This window comes from Acinetobacter soli (assembly GCF_000760595.1).
Lineage (GTDB): Bacteria > Pseudomonadota > Gammaproteobacteria > Pseudomonadales > Moraxellaceae > Acinetobacter > Acinetobacter soli.
Window position 1 is genome coordinate 164,110 of the sequence record NZ_BBNM01000004.1, and the last position, 16,255, is coordinate 180,364.

Below are 16,255 nucleotides of genomic sequence, written 5' to 3' on the forward strand. Positions count from 1 at the left end.
ACGCCATCGATGGTGTGAGGTGTTTTTTAAAGTAGCATCTTAAGGCGCGATTGGCTCAAAAGGCGGAATCACATCTGCGTTTTGTGCACGATGGCGCATAAAATGATCCATCAACACAATCGCAAGCATTGCTTCTGCAATTGGCGTTGCCCGAACCCCAACACACGGATCATGGCGACCTTTGGTTAAAACATCGATATTTTCACGATCGATATTAATGGTTTTACCTGGCGTAGTGATACTCGCAGTTGGCTTCAAGGCAATCGCAATGCGAATATCCTGACCGCTTGAAATTCCGCCTAAAATACCCCCTGCATGATTCGCCAAGAATCCATCAGCGCTCAACTCATCACGGGTTTCATGCCCAAACTGGCCAGCAACAGCAAAACCGTCGCCAATTTCGACGCCTTTTACTGCATTAATGCTCATCATCGCATGTGCAATATCGGCATCAAGTCGATCAAATACAGGTTCACCCCAACCAACTGGAACATTTTCTGCTACGATTTCGAGTTTGGCGCCACAACTTGTACCTTGTTCACGTAAAGACGTAACTAAAGCTTCAAAACGTGGAACGGCATCAACATCACCACAAAAAAATGGATTTTGAGAAACTTCATTCCAGTCGAGTTTTTCTGTTACTTCAGTTCCGATTTGTGTTACGTGCCCGCGAATGACAATACCAAACTTCTCTGCAAGAAACTTTTTCGCAATCGCGCCAGCAGCGACACGCATGGCCGTTTCACGTGCACTTGAGCGTCCGCCACCGCGATAATCGCGAAAACCATACTTTTGCGTATAGGTATAATCGGCATGTCCAGGACGGAAAGTTTGCGCAATATTGCCGTAATCTTTCGACTTTTGATCCGTATTTTCAATGTACAGACCAATCGATGTGCCCGTAGTTTTACCTTCAAACACACCCGAAATAATTTTAACCTGATCGGGCTCTTTGCGCTGTGTTGCAAACTTTGAAGTACCTGGTTTACGTCGATCAAGATCCTGTTGTAAATCCGCTTCAGAAAGTTCAAGACCCGGCGGAACACCATCTACAATTGCCATCAAGCCGACGCCATGCGATTCCCCACAGGTGGTGACTCGAAACAGCTGTCCAATACTATTCCCTGCCATAACGTTTCTTCCTTATCCCTCTAATGATGCTTGAAATAATTTCTGATGACGACGGCACTGTTCAGCAGTCAATGCAAAGATTCCCGAACCACCTTTTTGGAATGTCAACCAGTGAAAATCGACCGTATTAAAGTTTTGACGCATCGCCCACTCAGAATTACCCACCTCAATCACAATCAGACCGTTTTCGCTTAAATAATCAGCCGCTTGAGCGAGCATTTTACGCACCAAATCTAGTCCATCCTGACCTGCTGCCAAAGCCAGTTCAGGCTCATGTAAAAACTCTTCTGGCAAGTCAGCCATATCTTCAGCGTCAACATAAGGCGGGTTGCTGACAATCAAATCGTACTGATTTTCAGCAGGAATTTTTGCGAAAAGATCCGACTCCATAAGTGCAATTTGATATTGCTTATTGTGATGTTCAACGTTCAGCGCAGCCACTTCAAGTGCTTCTTTTGAAATATCTGTTGCATCTACTTCTGCATCTGGATACGCATAACCCAATGCAACCGCGATACATCCTGAACCTGTACACATATCTAGAATTCGGTGCGGTGTTTTTGGCGCAGCATTTTCCGGCAGATTGTTTTGTGCCTCTCGCATTTGACCATTTTCATCGAGGCAATACGGCGCAAAACGTTGTTCGATCAGCTCTGCTACCGGTGAGCGAGGAATTAAAACACGCTCATCGACATAAAACGGTTTGTTGGCAAAATAAGCAAGATTCAGCAAATATGACGTTGGCGTACGCTCATTGATACGGCGTTCGAGTAAACTCAAAAATTCGGCTTTTTCACTTGGCAGCAATTTGGCATCTAGAATTTCTGAGTCTGCCGCCCATTCAAGTGACAACGTTTGCAATACCAATGCTGAGCTTTCAGCAAAATAATCTTCTGTCCCTTGTCCTAAATGAGCATCATATTGACGTAATGCAGTCACACCAAAACGAATAAAATCACGAATTGTGCTTAAACTTTCTGCTGCTTCCTGTAAATGTTCAGGGCTGATTGTCGGTCGCTCCACTCAGGGATCTCCAAAAGGTTGTTATGCAAAACGCGTTATCATACCTTGTTTTGCCAAGCTTTATAAGATCAAGATGGTATGCATTTAAAGGAACTGTGATCACGAGGTGCGATTGAGCCTGTTATGAAAACACGAAGTACTAAAAGCGATAAAACGATCTATCTTATTTCAATCATATTGATTTCATTCTGAACCAGTGCCTTATACATCAAGTATTAAATCTTGCTTTCAATTTAAGCAAAGCTCATCTAAACTAAATTGAATAAAAATTAATTATTTTCATTAATCCTTTAAAAATCTCGAAGACAACAATGATCAGACTCATCCCTTCTTCAATCGTCGTGTGGTCAATCTTAATTGCTATAGCTATCTATTATCAAAGCGATCTATTCGATATATTTCTGCTCACGCTTACTTTCTTTATATTTATACTCTTTAGATATTTGGCGTATGGTAATGTGCCTATAAATAAAATACAGCAGCATACTCATTTTAGACGTTTTAAAATAATGCTTGAAAAGACTTATCCTTTTGATCTTGCTGTTTTTATGGTGATCTACAATCAGATTATATTTAGAGCGATTTCAATCACATAATGATGGGAATTGGATTTAAATTTTCTAATTTATGGAATAATTAAAATATTTAAATTAAGTCTTTGTAAATATGAATTTAAATAAAAAAAGAGATGCCTCAGCATCTCTTTTTGAATCATTTATTGTGTCATTACTTATTTTTTAGCAGCAGTTGCTTCAGTGGTGATGTTGACTGTGATCTTATCTCCCACATTCGGCACATAATTACCGATACCGAATTCTGAGCGGTTAAACGAAGTAGTTGCATTAAAGCCAATCGCTGGAACTTTTGCCATTGGGTGCTCACCTTGTTTATTAAGTACAGCATCAAGCACCACAGGTTTGGTAATGCCTTTAACGGTTAAATTACCTGTAATTTTGAAGTGTTTTTTGTCTTTGGTTTCAACTTTAGTACTTTTGAAGGTAATGTTTGGATACTTGGCTGCATTAAACCAGCCTTCTTGCTGGAATTCTTTATCTAGAGCTGGCACATTGGTATTTACGCTACTGACTGGAATCGTCACGTCTACCGATGAGTTCGCAGGTTTAGCGTTATCGACTTTAATGACACCTTGGATGTCACTGAAGTTCGCGCTTGGTGTTGAAAAACCAAAATGGTTCCAGCTAAATACGGTTGCTGTATGCGTTGGATCAATTTTATAATCTACTGGCGCTGCAAGTGCCAATGTACTGCTGATCGCAACCGCCAAACCTAAAGATAATGATTGAAGTTTCATTCGATGTTTTCCTTTTAAATCATGTTATTTAGTCTATACATTCAACAATTTAAATCATTCTGATTTATAAAACGATATGTTGCATGGATGAAACACCACACTTTAAATTTAATTTTTCTTAATAATTTTAAATTTTATTTATTTAAATTATACATTTAGAGGATGCAATAAAAGTTGCTCTGAAGAATTTATCTTATTTTAAAAGACAAAAAGCTACATTATTGATTCAATCGATCACAATTACAGGCAAAAAAAGCCCTTGCAAACAAGGGCTTTTCTTTTAAAGCGCTAAAACTTAGTAGCTTTGTACCGCTTCAATTACAGCTTGGCTAGTAATACCAAAGTGCTGGAACAAATCTTTTGCAGGTGCAGATTCACCATAAGTGGTCATTCCGATCACTTTACCGTCTAGACCTACAAACTTCCACCAGTAATCGACATGCGCCGCTTCAACCGCAACACGAGCACGAATGCTCACAGGCAATACCGCTTCACGATATGCTGCATCTTGAGTCATGAACAACTCTGCGCAAGGCATAGATACCACACGAACGCCTTCAAGCTGTGCGTAGGCTTCCATCGCGATAGATACTTCAGAACCTGTTGCAATAATGATCGCTTTCAATTCGCCTTTTTCTTGTGCCAATACATAACCGCCTTTCGCAGCATCTTGAATTTGTGCTTCAGTACGTGACTGGAATGGCAAGTTTTGACGAGACAAGATCAATGCGGTTGGACCATCTTTACGCTCAAGCGCAGATTTCCATGCAATTGCTGTTTCAACTGTATCAGCAGGACGCCATGTATTGAGGTTTGGCGTACCACGAAGTGACGCGATTTGCTCGATTGGCTGATGTGTTGGACCATCTTCACCCAAACCAATTGAATCGTGGGTATATACATGAATCACACGTTGCTTCATTAATGCAGACATACGTACAGCATTACGCGCGTATTCCATAAACATCAGGAACGTTGCAACATAAGGAACAAAACCACCGTGCAGCGCAACACCGTTAGCAATGGCTGTCATACCGAATTCACGTACGCCATAGTAAACGTAGTTTCCTGCTGGGTTGTCCTGCACACCTTCACACCCTTTCCAAAGTGTCAGGTTAGAACCTGCCAAATCTGCTGAACCGCCTAGCATTTCTGGCAATAACGGACCAAACGCTTGCAAGGTGTTCTGGCTCGCTTTACGGGTTGCAATTGTTTCTGCTTTCTCATTCACCTGCGCAATAAATGCATCGGCTTGTGCAGTAAAGTCTGCTGGCAAGTCACCATTTACACGGCGCAATAATTCTGCTGCTTCAGTTGGATATTTTGCTTGATATGCGGCAAATACTTCATTCCATGCAGCTTCAGAAGTTTGACCTTTTTCATTGGCATTCCATGCGGCATAAATATCTTGCGGAATAACAAATGCTTCATCGCTCCAACCCAGTGCTTCACGGGTAAGTTTGATTTCTTCTGCACCCAATGGCGCACCGTGACAGTCTTCTTTACCTTGCTTGTTTGGAGAACCTAAACCAATAATTGTCTTACAGATAATTAAAGTTGGTTTAGTAGTTTCTGCTTTTGCTTCAATCGTTGCCTGACGGATTGCAGCGGCATCATGACCATCTACACGAAGAACTTGCCAACCGTAAGCCTTAAAACGTTGCTCAGTATCATCACTGAACCAACCTTCAACCTCACCATCAATCGAGATGCCATTGTCGTCATAGTAAGCAATGAGTTTGCCCAGACCTAATGTACCCGCCAATGAACACACTTCATGTGAAATGCCTTCCATCAAACAGCCATCGCCCAAGAAGCAATAAGTGAAATGATCAACGACTGTTAAATCGTCTTTATTGAACTGAGCCGCTAGTGTTTTTTCAGCCAGTGCGAAACCAACAGCATTTGCAATGCCCTGACCTAAAGGACCTGTTGTTGTTTCGATACCTGGTGCATAACCATATTCTGGGTGACCCGGTGTTTTTGAATGAAGCTGACGGAACTGTTTTAAATCGTCAATTGAAAGATCATAACCAGTTAAATGCAACAAAGCATAATGCAGCATTGATCCATGACCATTAGAAAGTACAAAACGGTCACGGTTGGCCCATTGCGGGTTTGCTGGATTATGGTTTAAAAATTCACGCCACACCACATCAGCAATATCTGCCATCCCCATTGGTGCACCAGGATGCCCTGAGTTTGCTTGTTGCACAGCATCCATAGCCAATACACGAATTGCGTTTGCAATACGACGTTCGTTTAAAGGGGTCGTCATAGGTCAGTATCCAAATTAAAGCTGATAAGGAAGAAGAAATGAATCAGAATTCAAACTGTGAGTATTGTCTTAAAAAAAACTGAATGGGTAAAGCCTAGAGTGACGTTTCATGTTTGTTTTTTTGAATTCAGGCACAAAATGTTTAAAAATTAACTGATTCTCGATGATTTTTAAATTGCTCAAATCTGATGAACAAATCTAAAGGCAATAAATTTAAACACTCAATCTTGTTGAAAGTGAATTTTATTCATCTTTATATACGTCTTTGTTAGCTTCAATCAGTTATAGAGTTTTCGATTTAATACACTTCGGTGAAAAGAATCGGATGATTTCACATAAATTTCATCTGAGATTGATTATTGTATAACTGAAACTTAGACAAAACACTATGCTTTATAAGTTCTATTGATATAAATTAAAATTTATATGAATTGAAATAAATTCATTGATTTTAGTCAGCTTAAGCTAGTCCTGAAGTCTAAGTCGATGTAACATATCCCGTCTTTTGAATTAACTGTGATAGGACTTTCATGCGCGAGTACGCTGTTTTTACTTCGGAATCTGTAAGCGAAGGTCATCCCGATAAAATGGCAGATCAGATCAGTGATGCTATTTTGGATGCGATCTTAAAAGAAGACCCATACGCACGGGTTGCTTGTGAAACACTCGTAAAAACAGGTGCTGTGGTTCTGGCTGGTGAAATTACCACAACAGCGAATGTTGATTTTGAAGCGATCGTTCGTCAAACCGTAAACGGTATTGGCTACCATCACTCTGATCTCGGATTTGATGGTTCAACCTGTGCGGTCATTAACATGATCGGCAAGCAATCACCTGAAATTGCACAAGGTGTAGATCGTCAGAAACCTGAAGATCAAGGCGCTGGCGACCAAGGTTTGATGTTTGGTTATGCAAGCCGTGAAACTGACGTGCTTATGCCTGCACCAATCTCTTATGCGCATCGCTTAATGGAACGTCAAGCCGAGCTTCGTCGCTCTGGTGTTTTGCCATGGTTACGACCAGATGCAAAAAGCCAAGTAACATTCGCTTATGAAAATGGCAAACCTGTTCGCTTGGATGCGGTCGTTTTATCGACTCAACACGATCCTGAAATTTCTCAAGCACAGCTAAAAGAAGCCATTATTGAAGAAATTATCAAGCCAGTTATTCCAGCGGACATGTTCCATGCCGCAACTAAATTCCACATTAATCCAACGGGATTGTTTGTGATTGGTGGCCCAGTGGGTGACTGTGGCTTAACAGGTCGTAAAATCATTGTAGATACTTACGGCGGTATGGCACGTCACGGTGGTGGTGCATTCTCTGGTAAAGATCCATCGAAAGTTGACCGTTCTGCTGCTTATGCAGGGCGCTATGTGGCAAAAAATATTGTTGCAGCTGGCTTGGCAGACAAATGTGAAATTCAGGTAAGCTACGCGATTGGTGTGGCTGAGCCAACTTCGATTTCAATCAATACGTTTAATACTGGAAAAGTAGATGACGAATTGATCGTGGCCTTGGTGCGCGAACACTTCGACCTTCGTCCATTTGGTATTACCCGTATGCTTAACCTGCTTCAACCGATGTATAAGCAAACTGCTGCTTACGGCCATTTTGGTCGCGAAGGATCAGATACTGCCTTTACTTGGGAAAAAACAGATAAAGTACAAGTGCTCAAAGATGCATCTGGCCTTTAATTGCTAAGTAATTGATTAAAAAAATGTCCGACACAAGTCGGACATTTTTTTTGGTTTTAATTACGCGTTATTGATTCGATTTAGTCGGTTTATCATGATTAAAAATGTCCAGCAAAGTATGCTGATTGGGTGTGTCATCTTGCGCCTCAACATAGAAATGAAAGGTTTTAACCACCATCACTACGGCTAGACAACCCACTAAGCAAAATACCCACCACCCGTAAGGACTACGGATATGATGCGAACCACAGTGAGGACATTCTTTGTCTGTTGATGCAACGACCTTGTCACAACACGCACAACGATATTGATACAGCATGGGCTTCCCCCTGTCTTAGTGCTGATTTATTTTTCTAGTTTCGTTTGCATAATTAAGAACCAAATATGGATCTTTAATTGCATACTATGACAATGTGTACGATATTTCAACAGCAAACCATTTCAATCAAATGACTCAATAGTGCCAAAATTGTTACATTTTTAGCACTGCTAGTGAAAAAAAGTTTCAACTGTTAAAATGTGAAATGTCATGCAGCAATTAATCTCATCATATGGCTCAACTTATTAATAAAGGTGGTTTCCGTGAGCGCGCGAACCGCAGCCGTGGTTATCAGCAGTCTGAAAATCGCCAAACTGCGCTCCTTCCCAACAAATATCAACCCAATCACGGTACTGAAGCTTCTGGCCTCACATCAGATCAAAAGACTTCTGATAAAACTGATGACAATAAAAAAGCTGAATGAAAATATCATTCAGCTTTTTTTCAACTCAGAAAATCGTTTATTTCTGATCTTTGTGCTCGATTTGTTTCTGATCTGGCTTCACTTCGCGCGCTTCACCATCAATTACATTTGAATCTTGAAATGGAGATCCACCACCCTGCTGATTCTGCATATTTTGCATTTGACGCATGAGATCTTCAAATGGGTTTTGGCCATTCGTTCCGCCAGCACCTCCCATCATGCCACCCATCATTTTGTTCATCATGGCTTCTTGACGCTTAGCGAGCGTTTTCATTAAGGCATTACGGAAGAATGTTTGTACCCCTGGAATTAAAATCAATAACGCTAAAATATCGGAAATCACACCCGGTATCATTAGTAAAAAGCCAGCCATCGCCGTTGCAAGTTTCTTGCTGACCGCTGGATCGTTACCAAGCTGACCTGACATCTGCATTTGTTGTAGTTGTGGCATGATGGTGGATGCACTTGAACGTAACATGTTCAAACCAATGAAAAAAGCGATAATAAACCAGAAAAACACGTACCAGCCGCTTATGAATTGAGCAATGCCAATCCATACAGCAATTTCCAGAATCGCGCCAAGAACAACAATAAGAAGTAAATTCATTTAAAACTATGTCTATCTCAAAAAATTAAAGGTTTTATGCAGTATCAAGACCGACTCAAAGAGAATCAAGCTTTTTTCATGCGCTTATGTAAAAATATGGGCATTATTTTATTTTTAAAGTCTTTTATGCCATTAATCATCGGAATTGATCCAGGTTCGCGTTTAACCGGTTATGGAATCATTGAAAAAAATGGAAATGACCTACGTTTTATCGATGCCGGTACGATTCGCACCGAAACCCAAGGAATGCCTGAGCGATTAAAACGAATTTTTGCTGGCGTTGAACGCATTGTAAAGTTTCATGGCCCAACCGAAGCTGCGGTTGAGCAAGTATTTATGGCACAAAACCCAGATTCTGCTTTAAAACTCGGTCAAGCACGCGGCGCTGCGATTGCTGCATTGGTCAATTTAGATCTAGACGTGGCTGAATATACCGCACGTCAGATCAAACAATCGGTGGTTGGATATGGCGCAGCCGACAAAGAGCAAGTGCAAATGATGGTCATGCGTATTTTGAGCTTAACCATCAAACCACAAGCAGATGCTGCGGATGCCTTGGCTGCTGCAATTTGCCATGCCCATGCATCGGGCAATATGAGTAAATTTGCAGTGCTCAATGCACTTGGCGGTATGGCCAGAGGCCGCAGCAGATACAGTAGCCGGCGTCGTTAAAATGAAATCTAAGGATTAACAACCTGATAGATCGCATCAAGCATTTGGTGCGCCTGAATCCCTCGTTGGCCCGATTGCGCCAGTCGATCACCTGCCTGTCCGTGTAAAGTCACAATATCCGATAACGAAATATGTGTATCGAGTTGTGCTTTCAGGCTGGCAATCATACCTGCCAGTACATCCCCCATACCCGCCGTGCCCATGCCGGCATTGCCAGTTGTACAGATCCAGAGCTGATCTGGCTCCAAAATAAGACTACCAGCACCTTTGAGTACCCATTGTCCGGAAAATCGCTGATAAAGCTGCTCAATGGCAGTCACTCGATCTTGTTCGATCTCTTTAGCAGAAGTATTTAGTAATCTCGCCGCCTCGCCAGCATGAGGGGTGAGATATACGTTTTGTGAAAATGTGAAACTGTGTTCAGCTAAAAACCAGAGTGCATCGGCATCGATGACTAGATGTAATTCAGTGCGTTTCAGTAATACAGGACACCATTTCATAAACTGTTTTTCTGACCATTCATCACGGCCAAGCCCCATACCAAAACAAACCGAATCGATTTGCTGAAGTAGAGTCAGAATTTCATCTGAAGTTAAAGCTTGAATGTCTTTAATCATGATGTTGGGCGCTCGTGCCAAAATAGCAGCATGATGAGTCGCATCACAAACCACAGTCACTTTTCCGGCGCCAGCATGAAAGGCTGCTTCTGCTGCCATAATCACCGCGCCGCCCATATCACGATGGCCACCAACAACCAGTACATGGCCATATGTTCCTTTATGTCCAAAGGCTTGGCGTTTAGGCAATATAATCTTGGCAGACTTTAAAAGTGCGGTCGCTCGCAACGAAACGTCAGGTGGAAGCAAGTTAATCAGTTCAACTTGTCCAGAGAACTCAGAACCTTGCCCTGTATGCAGTCCAATTTTGTGGGCAAGCACGGTATAGGTAATATCTGCTTTAATTGCTATAGGTAAGCACTGCCCCGTATTTGCATTTAAGCCACTAGGTAAGTCAATCGCCACTTTCAACCCCGAAAGCTGATTAAAGTGCTTAATCACCGTCTGCCAGTCTGAGTCGAGGTTACGATTTAAACCATGACCAAATAGCGCATCGATATGACAATCATATACATCGGGTACATCGAAAGATGAATGAATATTAAGCTGATGCCTACGCGCAGTTTGTACGGCCTGCGCAAGATCTGGAGATTCACCTGCCGGGGCAGCAAAAATAGTAACCTGATAACCCGCTTGCTGAAGATAAGCCGCCAGAAAATAACCATCACCTGCGTTATTCCCCATTCCACACCAAACCGCGATTTTACGAACACTTAGGCTATTTTTTTGAATGAAATGATCTAATTTATTGCAAATCGACCATGCAACCTGTTGCATAAGCCCGAGCGATGAATTTTGCTTTTGGAACCATCGTTGTTCCCATGCTCGGATCTCTTGGCTGTGATAAACTGCTGCATGCATTTTGAATTCTCCGTTATTTTTTAATTTATGCCACTTGATCAGCCGCATGGCAGCATTCCCCTTACCCAAGATGATCCAGAAGAACTCAAAAGCTGGATTAAATCGCAGGCCTTAGCGCTGGGTTTTTCTGATTGTGTCATCGCTAAACCAGATGCTCAAGACCAAATGCCACGTTTTAAAGAGTATTTGAAACGTGGTTATCATGCCGATATGCATTATCTGGCAGAAAATCTCGATAAGCGTGCCGACCCAACCCTACTGGTGCCGGGCACCAAAAGCATTATTTGTGTGCGCATGAATTATCTAGTGGAAAGCCCCAAGCCTCGATATGTGCCCGATCAACCCAACTCGGCCATTATTGCGCGTTATGCACGTGGGCGCGATTACCATAAGGTCATGCGTGGGCGCCTTAAAACATTGGCTGGAATCATTAAAGCGCGCGTTGGTGAGTTTGAATCACGTCCATTTGCCGATTCTGCGCCAATTTTTGAAAAATCACTGGCGGAGAGTGCCGGAATGGGCTGGACGGGCAAGCACACCCTACTCATTCATAAAAAATCTGGCTCTTTTTTTGTGCTAGGTGAACTATTTACCTCTTTGGAATTACCCTTTGATCAGCCTGCCACAGCACATTGTGGCTCATGTACCGCCTGTATTGATATTTGTCCAACCCAAGCGATTGTAGAACCGTATATGCTGGATGCACGCAAATGTATTGCCTATTTAACCATTGAATATAAAGGCATCATTGCTGAAGAATTAAGAGCTGGTATTGGTAATCGTATTTTTGGATGTGACGATTGCCAGCTCATTTGCCCGTGGAACAGTTTTGCAAAAATAGCGTCAATTCCGGACTTCAACCCGCGACATGGATTAGATAATATTTCACTACTTGAAATATGGACATGGAATGAGGCCACATTTTTGGCAAATACTGAAGGTAGCCCAATTCGGCGAACTGGCTTTCAATCATTTAAACGCAATATTGCGATTGGTTTGGGAAATGCACCCTACTCAGATGAAGTCATCGAGGCCTTAAAAATGGCGCGCGAACAGCATGATGAAATTGTACAAGTTCATATTGATTGGGCAATTGAACAACAATTGAAAAAACAATACCAGATCCATTAAAAAATGATGTTTTTTGCCCTTCGGCTTTGGCACGAATTCTGTATGATTAGGAACTAGTAAATGCAATCATCATGGACTATGACAATGACATTACGTAATGATTGGACTCGTGACGAAATCCAAGCACTCTACGATCAACCTTTTTTAGATTTGGTATTTCAGGCACAACAAGTGCATCGTGAGCATTTTTCTGCCAACACGATTCAAGTAAGTACGTTACTTTCAATCAAAACAGGTAAATGCCCGGAAGATTGTAAATATTGCTCTCAATCTGCACATTATGATTCTAAATTAGAAGCAGAAAAGCGTATTGCCGTCGATAAAGTTATTTTAGAAGCGAAAGCTGCTAAAGAATCTGGCTCTTCACGTTTTTGTATGGGTGCTGCATGGCGTAATCCGCACGAACGCGATATGCCTTATGTGCTTGAAATGGTTCGCGAAGTAAAATCACTGGGCCTTGAAACATGTATGACACTTGGTATGCTGAATCAGTCCCAAGCTGAGCGTTTAAAAGATGCTGGATTAGATTATTACAACCACAACCTCGATACATCACGCGAGTACTATAACAATATTATCAGTACCCGTACCTTTGATGATCGTTTGAATACGCTTGATCACGTTCGTGGTGCAGGCATGAAAGTGTGTAGTGGTGGTATTGTGGGCTTGGGCGAACAGAAACAAGATCGAATCGGTTTGTTACATGAGCTTGCAACGCTTCCAATTCATCCTGAATCTGTGCCAATTAATATGCTGGTGCCAATTGAAGGCACGCCATTGGCAGAAGTTGAAAAATTAGATGTGACTGAATGGATTCGTACCATTGCTGTAGCACGTATTATCATGCCACAGAGTTATATTCGTCTCTCGGCAGGCCGTGAATCTTTGAGTGATTCAGATCAAGCATTGGCATTTATGGCAGGTGCAAACTCCCTATTTTCCGGTGACAAACTTCTCACTACACCAAACGCTGGTGAAGGTAAAGATCAGATCTTGTTTGCAAAATTAGGCCTTGTTGCAGAAAAACCAAAAGTATCTGTACGTGCCATGGCTGTCGATGCAATGTCAGCTTAAGTTCAGTTGGTACGAAAAGCCCTCAAGTCATTTGAGGGTTTTTTATATTGATGTCACTAAATTTCCATATTTTGCAGTTAAGTACATTCCTTCTCGAATCAGATCTTCACCTAGTGCGTGACATACCCGTAATTGGTTTGTTGCTGTATCATAATGTAGTGAATCAAAAATATCAGGATGATGAAATAACCAGATAATGGTTTCACTCAAATCTCGCGTTACTACATGGTCGACTTTTGACATTTCGTTTCTTTAACAAATCCAAAAATATTCAAGAATAATCATAATTGTTAATCCACATAAAATAAAGTGTAGCATTTAATGCTAATTGGATAAGTACGTATTCTTTAATTTTTCTCTTATTAAAATTTATATGTAAAAATCAAAGATGGAAAACGAGTTTCCCACCTTTCAACTAAATATATTTCTATATCTAGTTTATCTTATAAAAATTAAAATCAAACACTGTTTGGTTTGAGTGTATAAAAGCTATCTTTCTGCTTAGAAAGTAAATTAATAAATTCAGGAATATTACCAATTGACAAAGTATATGGATTAAATTCATCAATATTATATTCAGAGAAAAAATTAACAATTTCCTTGTGAAAAATAGCATATTTCATATGCCATTTAGAAAATAATCTGTCTGTTACATCCTCACAATACATTAATTCACAATTTTCATGACGAGGATCGTTTAAGATTTTGTTATGAAAAAGATCATTAATTTTGATTTTGTTACCTTCAAGACACTGAACGAAATAGCCATTTCCATAATAAAGTGCACCACAAATAGCATTTGGGGTATTAAAATTTAATGCTTCAGTTAAAATATTAAATAATTCATTCATTGGATTATCGCATTCTTTTAACTTACTCACATACAGCATTCTTGCATCGCTCATACTTGTCTCGATATATAATAATTTAAAAAAATTAAAATAATACAAATACTTGCTGAAGGGATTTGTGCTTTTAATCACTTAAAGAATACTCTAAACTTCTTGTATAAGTAATGACTAAAATGAAAAATATTCTTTTTTGATCAACTTTTAACAAATATTGATAGAATCTGCCGTTATATTAAAAATATATTTAAAAACAAACACTTATTCTAATAATGTAGATTTATTGATAACTTACAGAGATTAATTAATATTATTCCACACCTTAAAAGTGTGACAAATTTAACAATTCTATTGCAAATTGATACATATTTTTATTTTATCCTTAGCAGATCTGTTGAATTTATACCCACTATAAATGATTGAATTTCATACAAAAAAAGTTTTTCATATCACTTTTCCTAAATTTCCATTTACGGATATCTCGATATCATTTAGCAAATTTGATACCGTACCCACGCTTATTGCTAACTCATGCTTTGATGCTCTGATCTAGATGGATGTTCTTTATCTACTTCAAATCTCTTACATTCACCAATGGGCTTTGTTGGAGTGATTGATCTATAAATAATCAAAGTATATATGCCATACTGTGTATTATCTTTCCTTTACAACAAGCATCTTTCGGAGTCATTAAAGCTTAAAATAGAGCTTACCCGTTCAATTTATTAATAAATCGCCAAAAACAATTCGAGTTGGTTAATAATTGTCTTTGATTGCTTTACTCAACAAGATGACATGAGCTAGAATCCGAATGTTTTGCAATATAGCGTTTTTTTTGCAATTTTTTTGAGAGTTTACTCTGTTTCTACTTAATAAAAAACTTGTAATATATTTTGAAATTCGCTAAGATTGCGCTCAACGCAAATTGTTTGAAATACAATAACTTGCGATATAGGGCCTATAGCTCAGTCGGTTAGAGCAGCGGACTCATAATCCGTTGGTCCCGTGTTCGAGTCACGGTGGGCCCACCATATAAAACAACCACTTAGGTGCATTAATCCTAAGTGGTTTTTTAATGCTTGAAATTCATGCAAGCACTATGTAACCAGTTCATCTTTTCTGGCTCATTAAAGATTATGATGCTCTCTTCTTTTACCTCGCTACAGAGCAATAGGCAATGAGCAATGTCCCCTACTAAAATTAATCATAGACGCTTATTTATTAATGAGTACTAACTTTGTGAGTCAAGAATTAGTAGCTATTGAAGTTAGGTTCATGAAAGAAAACGTCGTACATGTAGTTGTATGTTGAGAGTATGACAAGTCAGCTAGATGACTAAAATATTATTTTTAGACTTTTGTTAAATCAAAATAAAATTAGCGAGATAGTTTTACTCAGTCATTGCATGAAATTTCTATACTCACTAATTTTAAATTCTAATTAATTTAAATCCATTGGCTGGAAATAATATCAAATTTTATTAATAAAGTTGATTCACTGAGTCTTCTTGAACGCCGAATACACCATCTGTCTTTTCTATTTCATTAACAATTTCTTTTACCTTAGATTGAGGAACAGAGACTACAATGATACTTAAATTATCTAATATATATACTGTTTCTAATTTTTGATTCTGTATTTTACTCAAAACTTTTTGCTTCTTGGCAGCATCATAATGAACTATGAAGTTAGTATGATCTTGTTGATGAGCAGATCTAAATAGCTCCCATGCATCTACTTCTGAACCATCTGAAAGCTTACAAAATGCAAACTCATCACCAGCTAAATTTTTTTTGGTGAAAGATTTTCCACCTATTTTTTCACAATGAACATTGGCAGGATTGGCCATACCAATTGATTTAATATTATTAGTATTACTAATACCACTAGATGTGCATGCAGTGAACAAAAGTGATGAGGCTAGTGTTCCAATTAGGGTTTTTTTCATAAGATCATAAACTAGCTGAGGAAAAAGGATATTATCAGACAAAATTATTCGGTGAAGTATGATAAATGTATTTATTCCGATTTGAAAATTTTTAGAAAACCTTTATTAACCCTTACTTTAGATAATAATTTACTTAAAAAATTAGAATGAGAAGATGAAAAAATGGGTATTTCGTTTTATGATTTCTTTAAGAGTCGAAATGACTACGCAGAGCTACTCATGGAAGTAGCTCAATGATGGATTCTCAAACACATGCTAGATCATTTTGAGTCAGCATAAAATTTTCGTAAGCTTTATATAAACAAGCCTCCAA

At 39.6% G+C, this 16,255-nt stretch carries 16 protein-coding genes and 1 tRNA gene; 7 read left to right on the plus strand and 10 right to left on the minus strand.

Annotation, left to right across the window (positions count from 1 at the left end):
• Positions 1–39: 39 nt before the first annotated feature.
• The 4 genes from aroC to tkt all read right to left on the minus strand — a co-directional run bounded on the left by aroC (position 40) and on the right by tkt (position 5,744).
• Complete coding sequence (gene aroC / locus Aso01_RS06705) at positions 40–1,131, minus strand: chorismate synthase (RefSeq protein ID WP_004937228.1); 1,092 nt, start codon at positions 1,129–1,131, stop codon at positions 40–42.
• Between the two features lie 12 nt (positions 1,132–1,143).
• Positions 1,144–2,154 carry a 50S ribosomal protein L3 N(5)-glutamine methyltransferase gene (gene prmB, locus Aso01_RS06710; protein WP_004937225.1) on the minus strand — a complete coding sequence of 337 codons (1,011 nt, stop codon included), beginning with the start codon at positions 2,152–2,154 and terminating at the stop codon, positions 1,144–1,146.
• 730 nt (positions 2,155–2,884) lie between these two features.
• Entirely contained in the window at positions 2,885–3,466 is a 582-nt protein-coding gene (locus Aso01_RS06715; RefSeq protein WP_004937223.1) for a YceI family protein, read from the minus strand.
• Positions 3,467–3,761: 295 nt separating this feature from the next.
• Complete coding sequence (gene tkt / locus Aso01_RS06720; RefSeq protein ID WP_004937221.1) at positions 3,762–5,744, minus strand: transketolase; 1,983 nt, start codon at positions 5,742–5,744, stop codon at positions 3,762–3,764.
• A 530-nt stretch (positions 5,745–6,274) separates the two neighbouring features.
• Between tkt and metK the strand changes: the two genes are divergently transcribed.
• Positions 6,275–7,441 (plus strand): methionine adenosyltransferase, encoded by a 1,167-nt coding sequence (gene metK / locus Aso01_RS06725; protein ID WP_004937219.1) that lies wholly within the window; start codon positions 6,275–6,277, stop codon positions 7,439–7,441.
• Between the two features lie 67 nt (positions 7,442–7,508).
• On the opposite strand, the gene Aso01_RS06730 is transcribed toward metK, so the two are convergent.
• Positions 7,509–7,760 (minus strand): hypothetical protein, encoded by a 252-nt coding sequence (locus Aso01_RS06730; RefSeq protein WP_004937217.1) that lies wholly within the window; start codon positions 7,758–7,760, stop codon positions 7,509–7,511.
• A gap of 232 nt (positions 7,761–7,992) precedes the next feature.
• Between Aso01_RS06730 and Aso01_RS06735 the strand changes: the two genes are divergently transcribed.
• Entirely contained in the window at positions 7,993–8,184 is a 192-nt protein-coding gene (locus tag Aso01_RS06735; protein WP_004937215.1) for a hypothetical protein, read from the plus strand.
• 37 nt (positions 8,185–8,221) lie between these two features.
• On the opposite strand, the gene Aso01_RS06740 is transcribed toward Aso01_RS06735, so the two are convergent.
• Entirely contained in the window at positions 8,222–8,791 is a 570-nt protein-coding gene (locus Aso01_RS06740; protein ID WP_004937213.1) for an FxsA family protein, read from the minus strand.
• 126 nt (positions 8,792–8,917) lie between these two features.
• Here Aso01_RS06740 and ruvC point away from each other — a divergent pair, with 126 nt between their 5' ends.
• Positions 8,918–9,463: a crossover junction endodeoxyribonuclease RuvC gene (ruvC, locus tag Aso01_RS06745; RefSeq protein ID WP_025095186.1), complete on the plus strand. Its 546-nt coding sequence runs from the start codon at positions 8,918–8,920 to the stop codon at positions 9,461–9,463.
• Positions 9,464–9,471: 8 nt separating this feature from the next.
• Here ruvC and Aso01_RS06750 read toward each other — a convergent pair whose 3' ends face one another.
• Positions 9,472–10,941, minus strand: a complete 1,470-nt coding sequence (locus Aso01_RS06750; protein WP_004937208.1) for a bifunctional ADP-dependent NAD(P)H-hydrate dehydratase/NAD(P)H-hydrate epimerase — start codon at positions 10,939–10,941, stop codon at positions 9,472–9,474.
• A 27-nt stretch (positions 10,942–10,968) separates the two neighbouring features.
• Here Aso01_RS06750 and queG point away from each other — a divergent pair, with 27 nt between their 5' ends.
• Both queG and bioB read left to right on the plus strand, forming a co-directional pair.
• Positions 10,969–12,072 carry a tRNA epoxyqueuosine(34) reductase QueG gene (gene queG / locus Aso01_RS06755; RefSeq protein ID WP_004937207.1) on the plus strand — a complete coding sequence of 368 codons (1,104 nt, stop codon included), beginning with the start codon at positions 10,969–10,971 and terminating at the stop codon, positions 12,070–12,072.
• An 84-nt stretch (positions 12,073–12,156) separates the two neighbouring features.
• The gene (gene bioB / locus Aso01_RS06760) at positions 12,157–13,146 is read left to right on the plus strand and encodes a biotin synthase BioB (protein WP_039909914.1); all 990 of its coding nucleotides are present in this window, start codon (positions 12,157–12,159) and stop codon (positions 13,144–13,146) included.
• Positions 13,147–13,188: 42 nt separating this feature from the next.
• Here the strand turns inward: bioB and Aso01_RS16010 are convergent, their stop codons facing one another.
• Positions 13,189–13,389: a hypothetical protein gene (locus Aso01_RS16010; RefSeq protein ID WP_004937202.1), complete on the minus strand. Its 201-nt coding sequence runs from the start codon at positions 13,387–13,389 to the stop codon at positions 13,189–13,191.
• A 215-nt stretch (positions 13,390–13,604) separates the two neighbouring features.
• Complete coding sequence (locus Aso01_RS06770) at positions 13,605–14,051, minus strand: BLUF domain-containing protein (protein ID WP_004937200.1); 447 nt, start codon at positions 14,049–14,051, stop codon at positions 13,605–13,607.
• Positions 14,052–14,948: 897 nt separating this feature from the next.
• Between Aso01_RS06770 and Aso01_RS06775 the strand changes: the two genes are divergently transcribed.
• Positions 14,949–15,025, plus strand: a tRNA-Ile gene (locus Aso01_RS06775).
• A gap of 449 nt (positions 15,026–15,474) precedes the next feature.
• Here Aso01_RS06775 and Aso01_RS06780 read toward each other — a convergent pair.
• On the minus strand, positions 15,475–15,942 hold the full coding sequence (locus Aso01_RS06780; protein ID WP_004937198.1) for a putative hemolysin: 468 nt from the start codon (positions 15,940–15,942) through the stop codon (positions 15,475–15,477).
• A 162-nt stretch (positions 15,943–16,104) separates the two neighbouring features.
• Here Aso01_RS06780 and Aso01_RS16150 point away from each other — a divergent pair, with 162 nt between their 5' ends.
• Entirely contained in the window at positions 16,105–16,179 is a 75-nt protein-coding gene (locus tag Aso01_RS16150; RefSeq protein WP_370736353.1) for a DUF6500 family protein, read from the plus strand.
• Positions 16,180–16,255 lie beyond the last annotated feature (76 nt).